Below are 18,741 nucleotides of genomic sequence, written 5' to 3'. Positions count from 1 at the left end.
GGGTCTCAGTGCGGAATGAATTTGATGGCGAGAATCCCTAGCACGAGCACGGCCACGGCAATAGTCCCGACAAGATAGAAACGCTTTTCCATCAATTCTGTGATTTCAGGACCGAATTTCTTCACCAGCGCGGCCACCGCAAAGAAGCGGATCGAACGCGTCAGGGTCGAAGCGATAAAAAACCACAGGAGGCTAAACTGTGCCAGACCAGCGGCGATCGTCACCAGTTTGTAGGGAATAGGCGTCAGGCCCTTCATAAAGATCAGGCCAACGCCCCATTTGGCGAACCAGGTATGAAATTCGGCAAGACCATCGGCATGGCCGAACAGGGCCAGCAGCCATTGACCGAGCGGTTGGGCATAGTAGCCGATGGCGTAGCCCAGAAAACCGCCGAGCACCGAGGCGATGGAGCAGATCGCGGCGGTGCGCCAGGCGCGCTCCGGTTTGGCCAGCACCATAGGGATCAGCATGGCATCGGGAGGGATGGGAAAAAAGGACGCTTCGGCGAAAGAGACGACGGCCAGAACTTTTTCGGCGTGTTGTGTGCCGGCCAGTTTCAATAGCCAGTTGTAAAGTCGTTTAAGCACGTAAGCTCCTGAAAATACGAACAGCCCAAACCCTTACCAGTAGTTCGCCGGCTTGTCGCCTGCACGCAGCCCTCAGAGGCTAAAAAATCAAATCACAGCGTTCCGCGTTAGCTGTGGTAGAGGCTATCTTAACAATAACTGATTTGTAATTGGCCTTCCGTCAGGGCAAAGAGTAATTTCCCTACGAAGGAACCGTTTAATGTCTCAAGATGCTTTGATTCTGGATGAGTATGTACCCTATCGCCTTGCCGTTGCGTCGAGCGCGGTCAGCACACTGATTTCCACCCTTTATGACAGCCTTTACGGTCTCAAGATACCGGAATGGCGGCTGATCGTGGTTCTGCGCGAGGATGGTCCGTCGACGCAGCAGGCACTGGTCAAGCGCGCCGGCATGGACAAGGTGACGATTTCGCGCGCCGCGCAAGCCCTGGCCAAGCGCCGACTGATCACCCGCGCGCCGCATGAGCATGACGGGCGCTCGCACCATCTGATCCTGACCAGCGAGGGCGAGCGTTTGTTTGCCGATGTGGCGCCTGCGGCGGTTGAGTACGAAAAGCTGATGCTGGCCGAATTTTCATCGGAAGAGGTCGCCATCATGAAGCGGTTGCTGCGCCGGATCGAGGATTCCGCACTTAAGGCCCAGGCTGGCGCCGAGGCGTAAAACCACGGGCTTCGCAAATTAGGCGTTGTGTACTGGCTTCCCCTTTGGCAATCTGTTAACCCTTAGTATCAGAGTTGCAGCGCGTTGAGGGGAGGGTTCGACATGCACGATGATTTTGATGCGCCGACGCAAGCCCCCAGCGACTTTCCGGCCGATCCGATCGTGCAACATGACCTGTTGTTCTGGGCCTTGGTCACTCTGGGCCTGATCGTTCTCGCCTGTGTCCTAACCGTTTTTTTCAAGGAATTTGAGCGTCGCGTGCGCAACGGTTTGGGCGATGCTATCGATGGCCGCGCCAAGGTGGTGCTGAAGGCGCTGTCCCATGCGGCGCGCGCCCGTCAGGACGAGCAGGTGGCGCAGGCGCAAGCGGCCAGTGACGCCATTGCCGAGAATTTCGGCCAGACGCTAAAGCTCAGCGCTGACCTGAATAAGGTGGTCGATAAACTCAACAAGGCGCTCGAAGGCACGGTCGAGAAGGATGCGCCTCATGCCGGCAACGGCGGCGGTCCCGTCATGGCGGGCGGCACGGTGATCAATATCGCGGTCAATAACGGCACAGCCACGGCCGGTGATGCCGGGGGACATAGTGCCCCGCCAGTCCATGCGCCGCCTCATGCCGTGGGTGAACCGGATATGATGAGCCCGGAAGAAAAGAGCGAATCGCTGTGGAAGGCGGTTCAGAAGCTTTTCAGCTACTGGAAAAATCTCAATGTGGTGACGGCAGCCTTCCGTGCGGCGCAGCAGCAGCTTATGTTTTCCGAGCGCTGGATCGATCCGCGTGATGACGATCGCAGCCCCTTCCAGAAGCCGAGGGCCGACTGATGCTGCTGGCTCAGGGAATCGACAGGGGTTTTGAAGAACCGTTTGATGCGCCGGATATCGACCCGACCTATTACGGGCCGCATATCGACCTGTGGGTGCTCGTCCTGATCGGTGTCGTACTGGGCGTGGTCATGGCGATCTGCGCCGGTGGCCTCTATGCCGGTCGTCAGCGTGGCCTGCGCCGTCTGGCAGCCGATCGGCTGGCTTCGGCGGAGGCCATATACGCCAGTGTGCGCTATTATCTCGATCGCGCGCTGAAATCATCCGGTGGCGTGATTCTGGAGCGTGGCCGCGAGGTTGGCGATTTACTCGAGGCGCGTCTCGGTTATGTGCTGGCACTGACCAACAAGCCTGGCAAGATCATCCAATCGCTCGACAAGGCGCTGGAGGGCAAGGCGATAGGGCCAGCCCCGGGACCGGCGCCGGCCAAGGTCAAGGTGGCCCTGCCGACCGATGCCCATTACCTCGAAGTCTGGAAGGCTCTGCAGGCGCTCAACACCTACTGGAGCGACAAGCCGAAGATCATGGCCATGATTATCGCGGCGCAGGACGAACTGGAACGTAAGCCGCGTAAAGAGATCAAGCCGCTGCTGAAAAAGCCTGAAGTCCGCGTCAAAGACGATCGAGGCCGCCGTGGCCGGTGCGCTCAAAGATGCCGACTCGGCAGGAACCGCACCTGTAATCACCCCTGAACCGGTGCCAGATCCAACGCCAGACCCGACACCGCCACCACCCGCGCCGAAGCCGCGTGGCAAGCTTCCGGCGCACAAGCGCAACATGCTGGCTTAAAGCGGCTGCCCGCGTCCCTTATAGTGACCTTACATAAGGGTTGCCTGATCCTTGGTTCATCCTTATGGGCTTGTGACAGTAACGTCGCAAACATCGGCGTAAGTCTGTAGATCGATCCCTCAATAATGGAGAGTCTCTCGTGTTGAAAAAAGTCCTCGCCCTGGCCTTTATGATGTCGCTGGCCGCGTGTAGCAATCCGGACAAGCCGGCGCAATCGGCAGCCAAGATCTCAGGCGCCGGCGCTACCTTCCCCGCACCGCTTTATACGGCATGGGCAGGACAATATAAGACGACGGGCGGCGCTGAGTTGAACTATCAGGCCATTGGTTCCGGCGGCGGCATCAAGCAGATCGAGGCCAATACCGTTGATTTTGGCGCCACCGACAAGCCCTTGAAGCCGGAAGAACTCGACAAGGCCGGGCTTTACCAGTTCCCCACGGTCATGGGGGGCATCGTGCCCATCGTCAACCTGACGGGTGTTGAGCCTGGTAAACTCAAGCTGACCGGTGCACTGCTGGCCGACATTTTCCTCGGCAAGGTCACCAAGTGGAATGATGCCGCCATCGCTGCCCTGAACCCTGACGTCAAACTGCCGGCCACGCCGATCACGGTCGTCCACCGCTCCGATGGTTCTGGCACATCCTTCCTGTTTACCACCTACCTGTCGTCGCAATCGCCGGAATGGCAGTCAAAGGTCGGCGGCTCTGATACGGTGGAGTGGCCGGTGGGCCTTGGCGGCAAGGGCAATGATGGTGTCGCGGCCTTCGTCAAGCAAACCGAAGGTTCCATCGGCTACGTCGAATACGCCTATGCCAAGAAAACCGGTGGCGCCTATGCGGTTCTGCGCAACAAGGCCGGTCAGTTCCCCGCACCCGGCGGCGCGTCGTTTGCGGCTGCCGCGGCGAGCGCCGACTGGACTAGCGCCAAGGGCAACTATCTTCTGCTGCTCGATCAGCCGGGCGAAGGCACATGGCCGATCACCGGTGCCACCTTCATCCTGATCCACAAGGAGCAGGCCGATGCCGGCAAGGGGGCAGCGGTGCTGAAATTCTTCGACTGGGCCTATGCCAAGGGCGATGGCAATGCTTCCGAACTGGATTACGTGCCGATGCCGGAGACGGTGAAATCGATGGTGCGCGGGCAATGGTCCGCCATCGTCGCCAAGGGCAAGCCGGTCTATCAGCCCTCGGCGTCTTAATGTCTCAAGTGATCCTGCTAGGCCTTGAGGCGGCGACTGAAATAGACGCTGCTCCAGACCAGCAGGATCAAGCCCAAACCGGCCGTGCCGTAGGCCGCACCCATGAGGAATTGCGTCCACGGCAGGGTCAGGCCGCTGAAATTCTTGAACAGAAGCAAGGCTGTCGAGCCGAGATAGCCGCTGGCGTCGGCGACATAGATCAGGAAGCCGGCCGTACCGACCATGCCGCTGGCGGCAAAGAAGCGGTCGAACAACAGGCCGTTGAACGGCGTATAGGCGAGATAGAGACCGCCGCCGAGCAGCACCATCCACGTTACCGGACCGAGCAAATGGGCCTGATAAGCCAAGGTGGACGCGCCCGCTAACACCAGGCCAATACCGATCATGACGAGATTGGCCAGGAAGGCCATACGGTTGTTACGGAAAACGGTGAGCAGCGCCATGGCGCAGAGCACGACGATACCGATCGGCAGTTCAGATACCGTGAAGATGCTGGCGCTGTCCTTGAAGCCGAGATCGGTCCAGATTTCAGCAGCGAAGTTGTCACGAAAATCGCGCAGGGCTGTCAGACCAACATAGATCACGACGAGGGCGATCAGGCCGGGCGCGAAGGCGGAAAAGGCGGCCTTGCGCGCAGCCTTGTTCATGGGCGCACGCACGATACGGGCGGCTTCGTCTTCGGGTGAGGGGGGCGGCAGTTGCGACAGGCCGAGCACGCAGATCAGCAGAAGCGGGGCGAAGATCAGACCCGTGACCGCCGGCATCCAGAATTCGCCGGCGATGCCTTGCAGCATAACCCATTTGCCGACCGATTTAACGACGCCCGACGAGACAATGAAGCTGGCGCACAGGATGGAGCCGAGAATTTCCGAGACGCGGCGGCCTTCTAAAAAACCGAATACCAGCCCCCAGATCAGACCGAGCGACAGGCCATTGAAGAACAGGGCGGCGATGTTGTAGGGCGCGGGCACAGCTGCGAAGGCCACCAGCATCAGCTCAGCAAAGCCGATCAGCAGCAGGATGGCGATGGCGCGGTAACGCCCCGGCAGTTCGGAGATGACCTTGACGCCGATGACCTTGGAGAGCGCGTAGCCAAAGACCTGCGAGATGACCAGAGCGATTTTGTAATCGACGATGAACCCGGCCACATCGGCGAAGCTTGCCACGGCGAAAGGCTTGCGATAGGCGTACATGGCGAAATAGGCGCCGAACGCCATCAGTCCGCCATAGAGGGCAAAGACCGCCGGCGGTGCCTTGGCCAGCCATCCCTGAAAACCGGAGAGTTTACCCGACGTGGTCAGGGGGGCGTCGATGCTGCTCATGTAAGGCTCCTAAGGCCGGATAGGGTCGGTTTGGACGCCGGGACGTTCACCGGAGGCAATACGTTCTTCGATTTCAGGCAGCAGGCGCGCGATATCGGCGACGCTGTTCACAACGTAATCCGCACCGGCCGCCTGCAAGGCATCCGCAGATGCCGCTACACGGCTTATGCGATCATCGTGTGACAGGGCATTGAAGTCGGCGAAATCGAGTCCGACGCCATTGCCGCTGGCCGCCACGCCTATGGTCCAGACGCCGGCTTCGCGGCCTTCGCTAATGCCGACCGTGGCATCATCAACCTTGACGCAGGCGCGCGCCGGCCAGACGCCAAGATCTACCATCGCCTTCCACGTCATCAGCGGCGAGGGACGTCCCTCGGCGGTTTCCCCGGCGCAGACGACCAGATCGGGCGCATAGCCCTGCGCCGCCGCATTGGGCAGGATGCCGCGCATCATCTCGCGGCTGTAGCCGGTGCCGGAGCCGATGCGGACGCCTTTGGAGCGCAGCAGGGTCACCAGATCGACCGCGCCGGGGATGATGACGGCGCATTCGGTGGCGGCCTGTTCCATCAAGGGGCCGATAGCCTCGAACAGGTGGTCGATATCGGCGGGGGCGGCCTCTGCGCCTTTCAATTCACGCCAGGCCGTGCGCATCGGTTCGCGGCCGAGTATGGCGGTGATGTGGGCGCGTTTGGCCATGCCCATGTCCGCGCGGGCCTCGGCGGCGGACAGGTCGATGCCTTCCAGAGCGAAGACCGATTGCAGGGCGCGCACCGGCGCCATGCTGCCGAAATCGACCATGGTGCCGGCCCAGTCGAATACGAACGCCTTGATGGGAGAAGTCATGAGTGCCTCAGAAGGTGGAGAAGGTTTTTTCAGCGATGGCGAAGGCGGTAGACGCGCCCGCGCCGCAGGTGACGATGGCCAGCCGGACATCCGGCATGGGGGTATCGATGAGATAGAGACGGTCGGGCGCCACGGCATAGGTGCCGGTCCAGCGCTCAATGATCGGCGGGGGCGCGCCCAGAACGGCGTGATATTCATCAAGGATAAGCCGGTCGGTGGCCTCGGAGGCGAAAGGCAGAGGGCCGTCGCCGTAGACATGGCTGTCGCCGACCACGAGCGAGCCATCGGCGCTCTGAACCACGATCAGGTGGACGCCTTGCGCCAGATGTTCGGCGTGGTCGGCGTGCAGGCGGGCTTTCAGCGCGGCGGCTTCGGGCAGGTCGGCATAGCCGAGATAGCGGATCAGGCTGAGATCGGACATGACCGCGCCGGGCAGTCGAAAGCCGGGATCGGCCAGGCGCAGCATCTGCAACTGGCAGCGTGAGATGTGTGCGGCCCTGATGCGATCGGCGAACAGGCCATTAAGGTCATCACCGGGGCAAACAATGATGCGTTCGGCCAGAATCGTGCCGATCGAGGTTTCCAGCCTGCCACTGTCGATGCCGGTAACCGATACGCCGTAATGCAGCGCGGCGCGTTCGCCGAGCCAGGCGCTGAGCTTCGGAATGGCGGTGCGCGATTCAACGCGGATATCGTGAGGTGAGTGCAGGACGAGCCGCTGGCCATCGGCCAGGAAAGGCGCTTCGGCAGGCGCCATCAGGCGGCAGCCTTCGCCCATTTCGGTATCAATAAAGGCGCGCAACACCGCTTCCGATTCGGCATAGCGCGCGCTGACATAGAGACCGCGCTGCTCGACGGCGATGCCGGCCTGCGGCGCGACTTCCAGCCAGAGATCACGCGCCCGCATGGCCAGCGCATGAAACTCGCCGCACTGTTGCCCGGTAACGGTGACAAAGCCGAAATTGCGGATCGAGGCGCCAAGCGCCTGCGGGTGACGCTCGAACAGCGCCACCTTCAGGCCGGATTTGATGGCGGCATAGGCGTGAGCCAGTCCGACGATGCCGCCGCCGACAATCGCCACATCGTAAGACGCGTTCATCAGATAACCATCGCGCCGATGCCGGGATCGGTACGGCTGGCCTTGCCGGTTTCGATATGACCGGCGTAACGACGCAGCCAGCCGGGGGTGTCGGCCAGGGTCAGGCTGAGATCATACCAGTGATCGGCCGGGCTGAGATTGAAGCGCAGGGTTTGCGTCTCACCCGATGCCAGCACGATGTCGCGGTGGGCAGGCAGAAGATTGCCACGGGCATAACGCGGATCAAAGGCTAAGCTAAGCATGGCCTGCTTGCCGCCAGCGTTTTGCAGGGTGACGACCAGTTCGCCCATGGCGTTGTCTTCGCGCAGGGTAACGGAGACCGGATCGGGTGTGAGCTTGTCATCGTCACGCAGGCGACCAACGAAATGGCGATAGAAGCCGTTCGGGCCATGTAGGGCCAGATCGTAGACTTCGCGATCATTGTTATTCCAGTGGCCGGCGGTATGGCTCTGACCGGCATCGAGCGTATAACGCCACGGGCCATTGACCGCATAGGGGCCGTAATCGTGGATGGTGAAGACGGCGGCCTTGCTGCCGCTGTTGATGAGATCGATCAGAAGGTTGCGCTCGACCTGACGCATATTGGCGCTGACGGCATAGGGGAGCGGCCGCGCCGGACGCTGCTGCGCCGGCTGGCCGCCAGCGGCCTGTACGTCGGGAATCTTCAGAGAAGGCTGCTGACTGGCGTGGAGCAGGCGCGCCTTGTAATCGTCTGTCGAGGGCAGGTTGAGCTGGCTTAAGTCCCGGTTGGGTGTTTTGAAATCGAAGGCCGAGGTCAGATCACCGCTGATGGCGCGACGCCACGCGCTGATATTCGGTTCCATCACGCCAAAGCGCTTTTCCATGAACTTGATGGTAGAGACGTGATCGAAGACTTCGGAGCAGACGAAGCCGCCACGGCTCCAAGGCGAGATGACCATGGCCGGAATGCGTATGCCGAGTCCGAGCGGTTGCAGCCCCTGATTGGGTTTGCCCGCTTCGTGACCGTAGTCCTTGAACTCTCCGGCGACGTTGACACCGCTATAGCCTTGTGTCTCGTCGGCGGGCGGCATCGGCGGCAGCATGTGGTCATATAGTCCGCCGGCCTCATCGTAATTGATGATGAAGGCGGTCTTGGCGAAAACCTCCGGATGATCGGTCAGGGCCTCGATCAGCTTGGCGCAGACGTTCTCGCCGTCGGCCGGTGTCCAACTGGGATGCTCGGAAAGCGCGGCGGCGGTGACGATCCAAGACACCTGCGGCAGTTTGCCGTTAGCGATATCGGCACGGAAAGCCTCGACCAGTTGCTGGCCATCCGAGCGGGTGCGGTCGGGCGCCGGTTTGGTTTCCGAAACCCATGAGCGGCCACGCTTATAAAGGTTCGAGGTCTTGTCGCACGGGCGGAAGGGCTTGAAAACCGACAGGATGTTGTCGCCGAAATTGTCGTATTCCTGATAGACCTTCCAGTTGATGCCGGCCTTTTCCAGGCGCTCGGCATAGGTGGTCCATTCATAGGCCTTGATCGGCCGGTCCTCGGCCATGTCGGCCGATGGCGTTTCGTCTTCGCCGTAGTTGGAAAGCACCGGCTCGCCGCCGACCGCGCCCGCGCCATTGCAGCCCGTCCAAAGATGCAGACGGTTCGGGTAGGTCTGGGTCAGGGTCGAGCAGTGGTAGGCGTCGCAGATGGTGAAGTTGGCGGCCAGCGCATGGTAAAACGGCAGGTCTGACGCCTTGTAGTGCGTCACGCGGTTTTGCAGTTGCTTTGATACGCCCCACTGATCGTAGTGGCCGCCATTGACGATGATGGTGGCGGCGTCATGGCCCTGATCGGCCCCATCGACGACATAGGCATTGGCGGTTTTGGAATCCGCCCAGTAAGGCAGCACGAAACCGTCGGGGTGCTGGTCGCTCGGTTGACGCCAGACACTATGGCCGTTGCGCAGGCGCAAGGGGCGCGGATCGCCCTGACCACGGACACCGGGGAAGGTGCCGAAATAATGATCGAAGGCCCGGTTTTCCTGCATGAAGATAACGACGTGTTCGACATCCATGAGGGTGCCGCTGACATTATGCGCCGGCGTGGCCATCGCTTTTTGCAGCGAGGCAAGCGAAGCCAGGCTTATGCCCGCACCGGCCATTTGCAGAAGCTGGCGGCGGCTGGCGTCGAATGCAGGTGTCTTGGTCATGATCAGGCCCCTTCAGCGGAATTTGATCTGGTATAGACCAGTGACGGGAGGCGTAGTTTTAAATTTTTGTGACATTTTTAACTGCGGCCATTTGGCGTTTGTTCTTGGACAATCTCTCTGGTATAGACCAGATAAGCTGATGCCTTTCAAACCGAGTAAGTCTTAATGTCCCTGCCTGACCTTGCCCTGTCGCCTGAGCCTGCCGCTGCCTCCGATAGTGTTGATAATATCCTCCACCTCTACGCAACACGCGGCGACGATCACTACGGCGAGGACATCAGTCAGCGCGAACATGCCGAGCAATGCGCCTATCACGCCCATATAGACGGCGCTGATGACGCTTTGATTATTGCGGCCCTGCTGCATGACATCGGCCACCTGTTGCATAAGTTCGGCGAAGATGCCGCCGACCGTGGTATCGACACGCGACATGAGCGCATTGGCTCAGGTTGGCTGGCGCGCATCCTGCCGCCGAGTGTGACCGCGCCGATAGCGCTGCACGTCAGCGCCAAGCGTTATCTGGCGACGACGAACCCTTCTTATATCGAAGGGTTGAGTGAAGCCTCCCTGCAAAGCTTCGTGCTGCAGGGCGGTATCATGGATCCGGACGAGGTCGACGCCTTTCTGGCTGATCCCTGGCATGACGCGGCCATGCAATTGCGGAAATATGACGAACTGGGCAAGGTGGTCGGCGCCGATATGCCGGCCTTCGCCAGCTATGCGCCGATGATCCGGTCACTGCTCGATGAGAAGGCTAGGTAAGCTGCCGCGAGTCGCGTATGCAGGTGGTGCCTTGAACTGACCGCCGGAACTCGACCTGCATGACCCTGAAGAAATCGCTTGCCCGGCCAGACTGGTGGATGGATCTGCCTGATGGCGCCGATACACGCCATTATCTGGGGGTGCGTGACAGTATAGCCGCCCATATCGAAAACGGTGATCTGGGGCATAACGCCTGCCTGCCATCCGAGCGCCAGTTGCAGAGCGGCACGGGTGCGGCACGCGGCACCGTGCGAGCCGCCCTGTTCCAGCTTGAGGCCGAGGGGCTGATCTATCGCAAGGAGCGTAGCGGCTGGTATGTGTCGCCGGCGCCGATCGTCTATGATCCGACGCGCTGGGAAGGCTTCATGTCCTATGTGAAGGCGCAGGGACGTGATCCCAAGACTGAACTTCTCGGCACCAGTGAGGTGCAGGCCACGGTGGCTTTGGCGGACATCTTTGGCGTTGATGCCGGCGCGACGCTTTATGAACTGCGCCGCCGCCGTTATGTCGATGACCGCGCTGTGCTGGTTGAAACCATCTACGTCGATCCGCGTCTGGCGCCTGGCCTGCTTGATCATGATCTCGACGGCTCGCTCACCCAGGTGCTAAAACGGGAATATGTTGTCGATGTCGCACGCAATCGCATCGATATGCAGCCCTGCGCGCTGACGCAGGCGGAAGCCGCCGCTCTTCGCGTCAAGTCCGGCCTGCCGGGGCTGCTGGTAACGCGCATCAGTTACGATGCGCAAGGCCGCGTGGTCGAATACGATCAGGAATACTGGCGTCACGATGCGCTTAAGGTCAGCGTTGATATTCGCGTCGGCGAGAGCGTTTTCCGAAAAGGGTGACGCATTTTTCGGATAAAAAAGCGCGTCAAAAAAATAGAGCGCCGATCTGATCCAATCAGATCGGAATACGCTCTAGTGGTTGAAAATATAGAATTTTTCAGAACAAGTAGTCGTTATGGGGCGGCTGCGTGAGGTGCCGTGCCTCAAAGGTCGGCCTTACAGAAAAGCATTATAATGTGACATTTTTATAAATAAATTGTTGTTATTAAATAATGTTTTTAAATCTATATAAACTGGTTTACACCAGATTTATTTTGCGACATGAAGTAACGGCTTCTTGTTAACAATCATGACCTGGGCATCATCTGTCCATATCGAATTCTGTCCTGTGTCAGAAGGTGCGAACCCTTGCGCCTGTACGACATGCGGGGGGCAGGAGCGGGATGGGGTGACGATCCGGCGCGCCTATCGGGCGTGTGGTCAGAGGAAGCGTCGTTATCAGGCTTATGGACCCGTTGGAGAACACCCATGTCATCGCAAACCTCTCAATCAAAATTTATGGGGGCCAGTGTCGCGGCCCTGATCTGTGCCTTGCCGCTCAGTGCCTTTGCTCAGGATTCGGCGCAGACCACTGAAGAACCGACGACGGTCGTTGTGACCGGTCAGCGCCTCTCAAACGCCAACTCGATCGGCGCTCAGAAGAAAGCCACCGGCGTTGTGAATGTCATCTCGGCCGACGATCTGGGCAAACTGCCGGATGCCAACGTGGCTGACGCCCTGGCGCGCATTCCCGGTGTCAATGTGGTAGTTAATCAGGAAACCGGTGAAGGCGAATACGTCTCGGTGCGCGGCATGGCCGGCACGTTTAACGCCTATTCGATCAATGGTGTTCGCGTCGCCCTGACCGACAGCGCCAGCCGTAAGATGTCGATGACGGTCCTGCCGCCCAATGGCCTGAAGTCGATCTCGGTATCCAAAACCCTGACGCCTGATCTTGATGGCGACGCCATCGGCGGTGCGGTAAATTTCGTCACGCCCACGGCCTTTGATTTCAAGAAGCCGACGGTGCGTGTATTCGGCGCGTTTACCCATAACGACCGTGCCACCGATAACGGCGAGGGCGCCGATGGTGGCCAGCTTCAGGTCGATCTCGCCCGCAAGTTCGGTGAATCCAACCGTTTCGGCATCTTCGCCTCGGCGTATTATGGCAAGTCCGCCTATTCCAACGAGGAAACCGAGAACGACGGTGAGTGGGAGCCCTATCACTGGCGTAAGGATTCGGAGGAGGCCATCAACTCACGCTCTATGTACCTGCCAGGTATCGACCTCGACTTCCGCCGTGGTGAGCAGGAGCGTTACGGTGGCAATTTTTCGCTCGATTATCATGGCGACGAGACTTCAGCTTTACCTGCGCGGACAGTTCGCCAAACTCGATCGCACCGGCACTAATGACTATACCGATTTCCGCAGCCGTCCGACTAAACGGCTGGCTCAGGCTAATATCGACGACACCAGCCTCAGCGCGCCGGAAAGTATGATCACCGGCACCGATCCGGTCAAAGGCAATATCTATGGCTACACCACCTCGCAGATCGTCGATGCCGATGACGATGGCATCATCACCGATGCCGACGCGACCGAAAGCTCCTACTGGTCGCTGGCCGGCCGGTCCGGCGTATGGGACCCGAAGGCGATGCAGTTCGCCCGCAGCTTCCAGACCCAGGATCAAAAATCCAGCCTGGCGACGATCAACGCCGGCGGCATAACCCATAAGGATGCCCTGACGCTCGAATACGATGCCAGCTATTCCTATGGTGAAAAGGGCAGCGACGGCGATTACTTCATTAGCTACAATTGCGATGGCAAGAACCTCGACGCAGACGCGGATTGCGGTCCGATCTTCAACTCGACCGGTGTGCTATGGTCGTCCTTCGATCCGCGCTTCCCTCTGCCGCAACTGCCGGCTTTCGCCAGCACGGTCCAGTCCGATGCCAGCCTGCTGCAATATGACGGCGCGTCGCTGGAAAAATACGAGCAGTCGGATGCCCGTACCGCGCTGAAGCTGGATGCGCGTTATGATCTGGGTGGCTTTGTCGATTACGTCAAGGCAGGCGTCAAGTACTCCAAATCCGAGCGCAAATATGACAAGACGAAACTGTGGGATGGGGATATCGCCAACACCGGCAATCTGGAGCAATCGGGCCTGATCGAACGCAGCCTCGATAGCTTCCTGGGCGGCCGCTACTATTACGGCGCTATCCTGAGCCGTGACAAGGTGACGTCTGCCATCGACGCGGCGATGAAGGCAACACCGGTCACCTATTCGGAAGCCGACCAGAACGGTGACGACAAGCACGGTTCGGAAACCATCTATGCGGCCTACGCCCTGGCCAATATGAAGTCCGGTAACTGGGAAGTGGTGGCCGGTGCGCGCTTCGAGAACACCCAGGTCGACAACACAAGCTGGATCAACGAAGACACCGAAAATGGCGGCGTTTCGCACTTCGCCAACACCAAGGCCGATTATTCCAATTTTCTGCCGAGCGTCACCGCCGTCTATCGTCACAGCGACAATGTGGTCTATCGCGGCGCCATCTGGACCAGCTTCTCGCGTCCGGAATATGAAAACATCACCCGCGGCGAATCGATCACACGCGACAAGATCACCAAGGAGATCACCCGCATCGAGCGTGGTAATCCCGATCTGAAGCCGGCTGAGGCGCTCAACTTCGACCTGTCGGCGGAATACTACCCCGATCGTTCCAGCGTCGTGTCGATCGGCCTGTTCCACAAGGCGATCAAGAACTTCATCTTCACCAACGGCTCCTCGGTCAATGCCAACACCCAGGAGGGCACGGTTGAGATCATCGAAACCAAGAACGGCGAGGACGCCAAGATTTCCGGTGTCGAACTAAACCTGATCAAGTCGTTTGAAGGCCTGGCCGCCCCGTTTGACGGCTTCGGCGTCGAGGCCAACATCACGGTGCAGACCTCAGAAGCCGAGACTGGCCTTGACTACCGTAAGGGCGATCCGATCACCTTTATTCAGGCGCCAAACCTGATCTATAACACCTCGCTGACCTACCAGAAATACGGTTTCGAGGCCAAGCTGAGCTATCAGTATCAGGGCAAGTACATCGAAGACCTGCGCGATAACGCGGTCGACAAGTGGGTGCAGCCGAACAAATCGCTCGACCTGCACACCCGCTATAACATCCATTCGGGCCTGAGCGTCGATTTCGACGTGCAGAACATCCTCGATGGTCACCGCTATTACACCACCAAGGGCAAGAGCCCGTCGTATCAGAAAGACTATATGGAGCCGGGCCGCAACTTCATCCTGCGCTTCGCCTACAGCTATTAGGATACATAACATCAAGAGGAGGCGTCTCCATCCGGAGGCGCCTTTTTGATGTGTTTGTGGTTACAATTAATAAGTGCAAAAAAAGTATTATATTGCCGCATTTTATTGCGCGGATGACATAAGTTATAATCATCATTATACCGTTCTTGTGGTCCTTGAAAATGTAAGTGGCTGTAAATAATACATTGATTTATAAATTAATTTTCTGAAATCTGCATCGAAAAATTGTAGTTTATGGAAAATTAACCATACACCACCTACCATCCAGAGAGTCTCTATTGGCAACTGTTCGGATATGTCGCCATGGATTCACAATTTTTTTGCCATGGATTAATAGGAACTAGGGGTAGAAGATGATGTTCAACAATCTTTCGATGCAGCTTAAGGTGATTTTTCTCTTGGCCCTTGTGGCCGTGATCGGTATTGGGTCCGTTCTGTTTATTGATACAAGTCTTGGTAATAATATAAAACAATACAATGAGATGGTGAATGGGCCGGCGCCGGGCACGGTCGCCATGGCCCGTCAGGGGCGCCACGCTGCCTGGACGTCGCGCTCTATCCTGAAGGCAGTTCTGTCCAGCGACGAGACGAAGCTGGCCAAGGCGCTGGACGACCTGGAGGTCGGGCACAAGAAGTTTAACGAAGAAAATGAGGCCGCCGTTCAGTTTTTCCCCGCAAAGGCGGAAGAGGTCAAGGCGATTCGCAAGGCCTATGAGAGCGCCTTGTCAGGGTCTTGTGCCGAGGTGATAGCGCTGGCGCGCTCTGGTCAGCGCGAGCAGGCGGTAACGTCAATGGATGGCGGTTGCGGCCCTGAGCTTCTCGATGTCATGACCAAAATTGCAACCTTCGTGGATAAGGGCGTGGCTGAGAATACCGAACTGGCCGCCAGGCTGGAAAAGCAAAGTTCCGACAATATGCGCAACGCTAACATAGTGGGCATTGTGGGCTTGCTGAGTGCTGGCGCGATTGGCATCTGGCTGACGCGCTCGGGCATATCCGGCCCGATCGTGCGCCTTAACGACCTGATGGCCCAGATGTCTAAGGGCAATCTGACCGTGTCGATTCCCGGCCAGGAGCGTAAGGATGAAATCGGCGCCATGTCGCGCACGGCGGAGGTTTTTCGTGAGGGCCTGGCAGAAGCAGAGACATTGCGCGCCAACGCCGAAAAGCAGAAGGCCGTTTCCGAACAGGAGCGCCGGGCGGCGATGCTGCAACTGGCTGATAATTTTGAAAAGTCCGTGGGCGGTATTGTCAGTCTCGTGTCCTCTGCAGCCACCGAGATGCAGGCCGCTGCGGCGCAACTGAGTTCCACGGCGCAGGAAGCTTCGGCTCAGTCAGTGGCCGTTTCTGCAGCTGCTGAGGAGGCAGGCGCCAATGTTACGTCAGTAGCTTCGTCGGCAGAAGAGCTGGGGGCCTCCGTCAACGAGATCGGACGCCAGGTCGCGACCTCGGCGCAGATTTCTTCCGAAGCGGTTCTTGAAGCCGATAAGGCCACGAGTATTGTGGCCGAGTTGAACGAGGTTGCCAGTTCCATCGGCGGCGTGGTGGATATGATTGCGGGCCTTGCTTCACAAACCAATCTTTTGGCCCTCAACGCGACCATTAAATCGGCACGCGCCGGTGAAGCGGGCAGGGGGTTCGCCGTGGTGGCCTCCGAGGTCAAGGCGCTGGCGGGCCAGACGGCGCGCGCCACGACCGAAATCTCCAGCAAGATCGCGCAAATTCAGGAAGCGACCAGCCGCGCCGCTCAGGCGATGCAGACCATCACCGGCACAATCCAGAACATAAACCATACTTCTACGGCCATCGCTTCGGCCGTAGAACAGCAAACGGCAGCCACGCAGGAAATCGTTCAGGCCGTCAATCAGGCGTCCATGGGCACCTCGGAAGTCACCTCCAACATCACAGGGGTGGCGATGGCGGCCGAACAGACCGGAGACGCCGCATCGCAAGTGCTGGCTTCTTCCGGCGAACTGGCGGAACAGGCCGAGCGCCTTCATCATGAAATGGATAAGTTCCTGACCACGGTGCGCGCCGCCTGATGACAGCGTGGGCAAGTTGCGCCTAAGGTGCAACTTGCCCAACTGCCTATAGAAGCGACAGCTTGTTACGGACTTTCGGCATCGTTAAGCCTGCGCGATCGGCAAGCTCATACAGGCGCGCAGGCCGCCTTGCGGGCTGGTGTCGAGCACGAGTTCGCCGCCATGGCCCCGAATAATATCGCGTGCGATGGCGAGGCCAAGCCCCACGCCCTTGATGTTCTGGTTACGTGATTCATCAAGGCGCGAGAACGGTTTGAAAGCCTCCTCGCGGCGCTCGGGTGCAATGCCCGGACCATCATCATCGATGAACAGTCGCAAGATGGCGCTGGCGCGATCGACCTCGGCATGGAAGCGGACATGCTTGCCGTAATGGAAGCCATTCATGATCAGGTTGATAATGGCGCGCTGGACGGCCAGTTCGCGAATATTGACACGCAGATCTTCCGGCAGGCGTTCGGTTTGCAGCTTGTGGCCGGCGCGCGCCACATTATCGGTGATGGTGTCCATCAGCGCCCGCACCGATACGCTGTCGGTATTTTCGGACATTTCCCCGCGCGCGAAGGCCAGGTATTCGTCGATCATGTAGGCCATTTCCGAGACGTCCTGCTTCATGCGTGTGTTGGCCTCGTCCTGCTCTGACATGGCCAGTTCGAGCTTGAGGCGCGTAAGGGGCGTGCGCAGGTCATGGCTGACCGAGGCGAGCAGGGTGGTGCGCTGTTCGATCTGGCGCTGGATGCGCGCCTTCATCTTCAGGAAGGCTTCGGCGGCAGCACGAACTTCGGAAGCGCCATAGGGTTTGAAGCCGGGGTCTTCCTCATTGCGCCCAAATTTCTCAGCGGCCTGTGATAGCCGCTCGATGGCGCGCACCTGATTGCGGATAAACAGCATGGCGACGGCGGTGAGGATACAGGTGGCGCCTAGCATCCAGAAGATGAAGATATAGCCGGTGGTGGCGAAGGCGCGGTCCTTCGGTGCGATAAAGCGCAGAACGCCCTGCGCCGTCTGGACGCGGATATCGACAAAGCCGGGATAGCGCGTGGTATCGAACCAGTAGGTTTCCTGGAGTTGGTCGCCCAGCGCCTTGTCGATGGTGCGGTTAAGCGCCACGAAAATCGACGGGCGCAGGGTGGTCGGCAGTTTTTCGCCCTTTTTCAGGGTGATCGAAAGCTGCATCGATTGCTCGGCCTGGAGCCTGATCTTGTTCAGATTGGCGTCGACGGGATCTTCCTTATAGGCCTGCACCGCCCACGCGATGTCGCCGGCCAGCCCTTCGGAAAGCTTGGCTGTGACGGTCTGCCAGTGCAGATCGAAAAACACCCAGGTGATCGCCAGTTGCATCACTGCGATCGGCAGGACGATGATAAGCAGCACACGCGCCATCAGGGTGCGCGGGAACTTGCGTTTCAGCACGGCCGGCCAGAACTTGATTTTCGGCAGTTTACGCCGTGTGCCGGAAGCCATTAATCCGGTGCCAGCATGTAGCCCTTGCCACGCACGGTTTGCAGATAGCGCGGGTTCTTCGGGTCCTGCTCGATCTTGCGCCGCAGGCGGGTGACCTGGACATCGACGGCGCGGCCGGTGGTATCGACGCTGTCCTTGGCCAGATCCATACGATCGACCGGCACATTGGCGCGTTCCGCGAGATATTTCAGCAGTTGCGATTCTGCTTCTGTCAGGCGCACAAGGGTGCCGCTCTTGCTCAGTTCGGAGCGTTCGAGATCGAAACTGAACGGCCCCATAGTGATGGCCTTGGGCAGGGCGGGCTTGACGCCGGTACGGCGCAGGATGGCCTCGATGCGCAAAAGCAGTTCCTGCGGCTCGAAGGGTTTTGACAGGTAATCATCTGCGCCGATTGAAAGCCCCATGATGCGGTCATCGGGCAGGCCGCGCGCCGTCAGGATCAGGATCGGTACATTGGAATTGGCGCGCACCCATTTCGACAGCGAGAAACCATCCTCGCCCGGCATCATGACGTCGACGATCAGCAAATCGAAATCGAGCAGTTGCAGCATCCGCTTGGCGGCGTCGGCATGGGCCGCGGCAGTGACGCGGAAACCCTGCCGTGACAGGAACTCTTTCAGCAGGGTGCGGATGCGGTCATCGTCGTCAACCACAAGCAGGTGGCGGGTGGTTGCATCGTTCTGCCCTGTGGCCAGGCTCATTTCAGTGTTCTTTCTGTGGGTCTTTACGACGGCTCTAAACAGATATGTAAAGCCTGACTGATCACTATTCCTTTAATTTTGTAAAGTCCTGATCCGTCGCTTGATGGCGCCTGTCCGGTGGATGAAACAATTTCAGT

The 18,741-nt window shown here is 59.1% G+C and carries 16 protein-coding genes; 9 read left to right on the top strand and 7 right to left on the bottom strand.

Annotation, left to right across the window (positions count from 1 at the left end; genetic code table 11):
• Positions 1 to 5 precede the first annotated feature (5 nt).
• Entirely contained in the window at positions 6 to 587 is a 582-nt protein-coding gene (locus ABQ278_RS11410; RefSeq protein ID WP_349319699.1) for a YqaA family protein, read from the bottom strand.
• A 199-nt stretch (positions 588 to 786) separates the two neighbouring features.
• Here ABQ278_RS11410 and ABQ278_RS11405 point away from each other — a divergent pair, with 199 nt between their 5' ends.
• The 4 genes from ABQ278_RS11405 to pstS all read left to right on the top strand — a co-directional run bounded on the left by ABQ278_RS11405 (position 787) and on the right by pstS (position 4,057).
• Entirely contained in the window at positions 787 to 1,248 is a 462-nt protein-coding gene (locus ABQ278_RS11405; protein ID WP_349319698.1) for a MarR family transcriptional regulator, read from the top strand.
• A gap of 102 nt (positions 1,249 to 1,350) precedes the next feature.
• Complete coding sequence (locus tag ABQ278_RS11400) at positions 1,351 to 2,070, top strand: hypothetical protein (RefSeq protein ID WP_349319697.1); 720 nt, start codon at positions 1,351 to 1,353, stop codon at positions 2,068 to 2,070.
• Positions 2,070 to 2,762: a hypothetical protein gene (locus tag ABQ278_RS11395; RefSeq protein ID WP_349319696.1), complete on the top strand. Its 693-nt coding sequence runs from the start codon at positions 2,070 to 2,072 to the stop codon at positions 2,760 to 2,762. The genes ABQ278_RS11400 and ABQ278_RS11395 overlap by 1 nt, the downstream gene beginning before the upstream one ends.
• A gap of 236 nt (positions 2,763 to 2,998) precedes the next feature.
• Positions 2,999 to 4,057, top strand: coding sequence for a phosphate ABC transporter substrate-binding protein PstS (gene pstS / locus ABQ278_RS11390; RefSeq protein ID WP_349319695.1), 1,059 nt, complete (start codon positions 2,999 to 3,001; stop codon positions 4,055 to 4,057).
• 17 nt (positions 4,058 to 4,074) lie between these two features.
• Here the strand turns inward: pstS and ABQ278_RS11385 are convergent, their stop codons facing one another.
• From ABQ278_RS11385 to ABQ278_RS11370, 4 genes are read right to left on the bottom strand one after another with little or no spacing between them, the layout of a single operon-like run.
• Entirely contained in the window at positions 4,075 to 5,379 is a 1,305-nt protein-coding gene (locus ABQ278_RS11385; RefSeq protein ID WP_349319694.1) for a DUF5690 family protein, read from the bottom strand.
• A 9-nt stretch (positions 5,380 to 5,388) separates the two neighbouring features.
• Positions 5,389 to 6,222 carry a phosphonoacetaldehyde hydrolase gene (gene phnX, locus ABQ278_RS11380; protein WP_349319693.1) on the bottom strand — a complete coding sequence of 278 codons (834 nt, stop codon included), beginning with the start codon at positions 6,220 to 6,222 and terminating at the stop codon, positions 5,389 to 5,391.
• Positions 6,223 to 6,229: 7 nt separating this feature from the next.
• Positions 6,230 to 7,321, bottom strand: a complete 1,092-nt coding sequence (locus ABQ278_RS11375; RefSeq protein ID WP_349319692.1) for a TIGR03364 family FAD-dependent oxidoreductase — start codon at positions 7,319 to 7,321, stop codon at positions 6,230 to 6,232.
• A complete protein-coding gene (locus ABQ278_RS11370) occupies positions 7,321 to 9,486 on the bottom strand; it encodes a phosphocholine-specific phospholipase C (protein WP_349319691.1) in 2,166 nt (721 codons plus the stop codon). The genes ABQ278_RS11375 and ABQ278_RS11370 overlap by 1 nt, the downstream gene beginning before the upstream one ends.
• Before the next feature lie 165 nt (positions 9,487 to 9,651).
• Here ABQ278_RS11370 and ABQ278_RS11365 point away from each other — a divergent pair, with 165 nt between their 5' ends.
• The 5 genes from ABQ278_RS11365 to ABQ278_RS11345 all read left to right on the top strand — a co-directional run bounded on the left by ABQ278_RS11365 (position 9,652) and on the right by ABQ278_RS11345 (position 16,442).
• Positions 9,652 to 10,248, top strand: a complete 597-nt coding sequence (locus ABQ278_RS11365; RefSeq protein ID WP_349319690.1) for an HD domain-containing protein — start codon at positions 9,652 to 9,654, stop codon at positions 10,246 to 10,248.
• 59 nt (positions 10,249 to 10,307) lie between these two features.
• A complete protein-coding gene (locus tag ABQ278_RS11360) occupies positions 10,308 to 11,096 on the top strand; it encodes a UTRA domain-containing protein (protein WP_349319689.1) in 789 nt (262 codons plus the stop codon).
• Between the two features lie 468 nt (positions 11,097 to 11,564).
• Positions 11,565 to 12,485, top strand: a complete 921-nt coding sequence (locus ABQ278_RS11355; protein WP_349319688.1) for a TonB-dependent receptor plug domain-containing protein — start codon at positions 11,565 to 11,567, stop codon at positions 12,483 to 12,485.
• Entirely contained in the window at positions 12,397 to 14,400 is a 2,004-nt protein-coding gene (locus ABQ278_RS11350) for a TonB-dependent receptor (RefSeq protein WP_349319687.1), read from the top strand. The genes ABQ278_RS11355 and ABQ278_RS11350 overlap by 89 nt, the downstream gene beginning before the upstream one ends.
• 353 nt (positions 14,401 to 14,753) lie before the next feature.
• Complete coding sequence (locus ABQ278_RS11345; protein ID WP_349319686.1) at positions 14,754 to 16,442, top strand: methyl-accepting chemotaxis protein; 1,689 nt, start codon at positions 14,754 to 14,756, stop codon at positions 16,440 to 16,442.
• A gap of 84 nt (positions 16,443 to 16,526) precedes the next feature.
• Here the strand turns inward: ABQ278_RS11345 and ABQ278_RS11340 are convergent, their stop codons facing one another.
• Both ABQ278_RS11340 and ABQ278_RS11335 read right to left on the bottom strand, forming a co-directional pair.
• Positions 16,527 to 17,903 carry an ATP-binding protein gene (locus ABQ278_RS11340; protein WP_349319685.1) on the bottom strand — a complete coding sequence of 459 codons (1,377 nt, stop codon included), beginning with the start codon at positions 17,901 to 17,903 and terminating at the stop codon, positions 16,527 to 16,529.
• Positions 17,903 to 18,604: a response regulator gene (locus ABQ278_RS11335; RefSeq protein WP_349319684.1), complete on the bottom strand. Its 702-nt coding sequence runs from the start codon at positions 18,602 to 18,604 to the stop codon at positions 17,903 to 17,905. The genes ABQ278_RS11340 and ABQ278_RS11335 overlap by 1 nt, the downstream gene beginning before the upstream one ends.
• Positions 18,605 to 18,741 lie beyond the last annotated feature (137 nt).

Source organism: Asticcacaulis sp. MM231, assembly GCF_964186625.1.
Taxonomy (GTDB): Bacteria; Pseudomonadota; Alphaproteobacteria; order Caulobacterales; family Caulobacteraceae; genus Asticcacaulis.
This window is presented reverse-complemented; position numbering and strand designations above follow the sequence as displayed.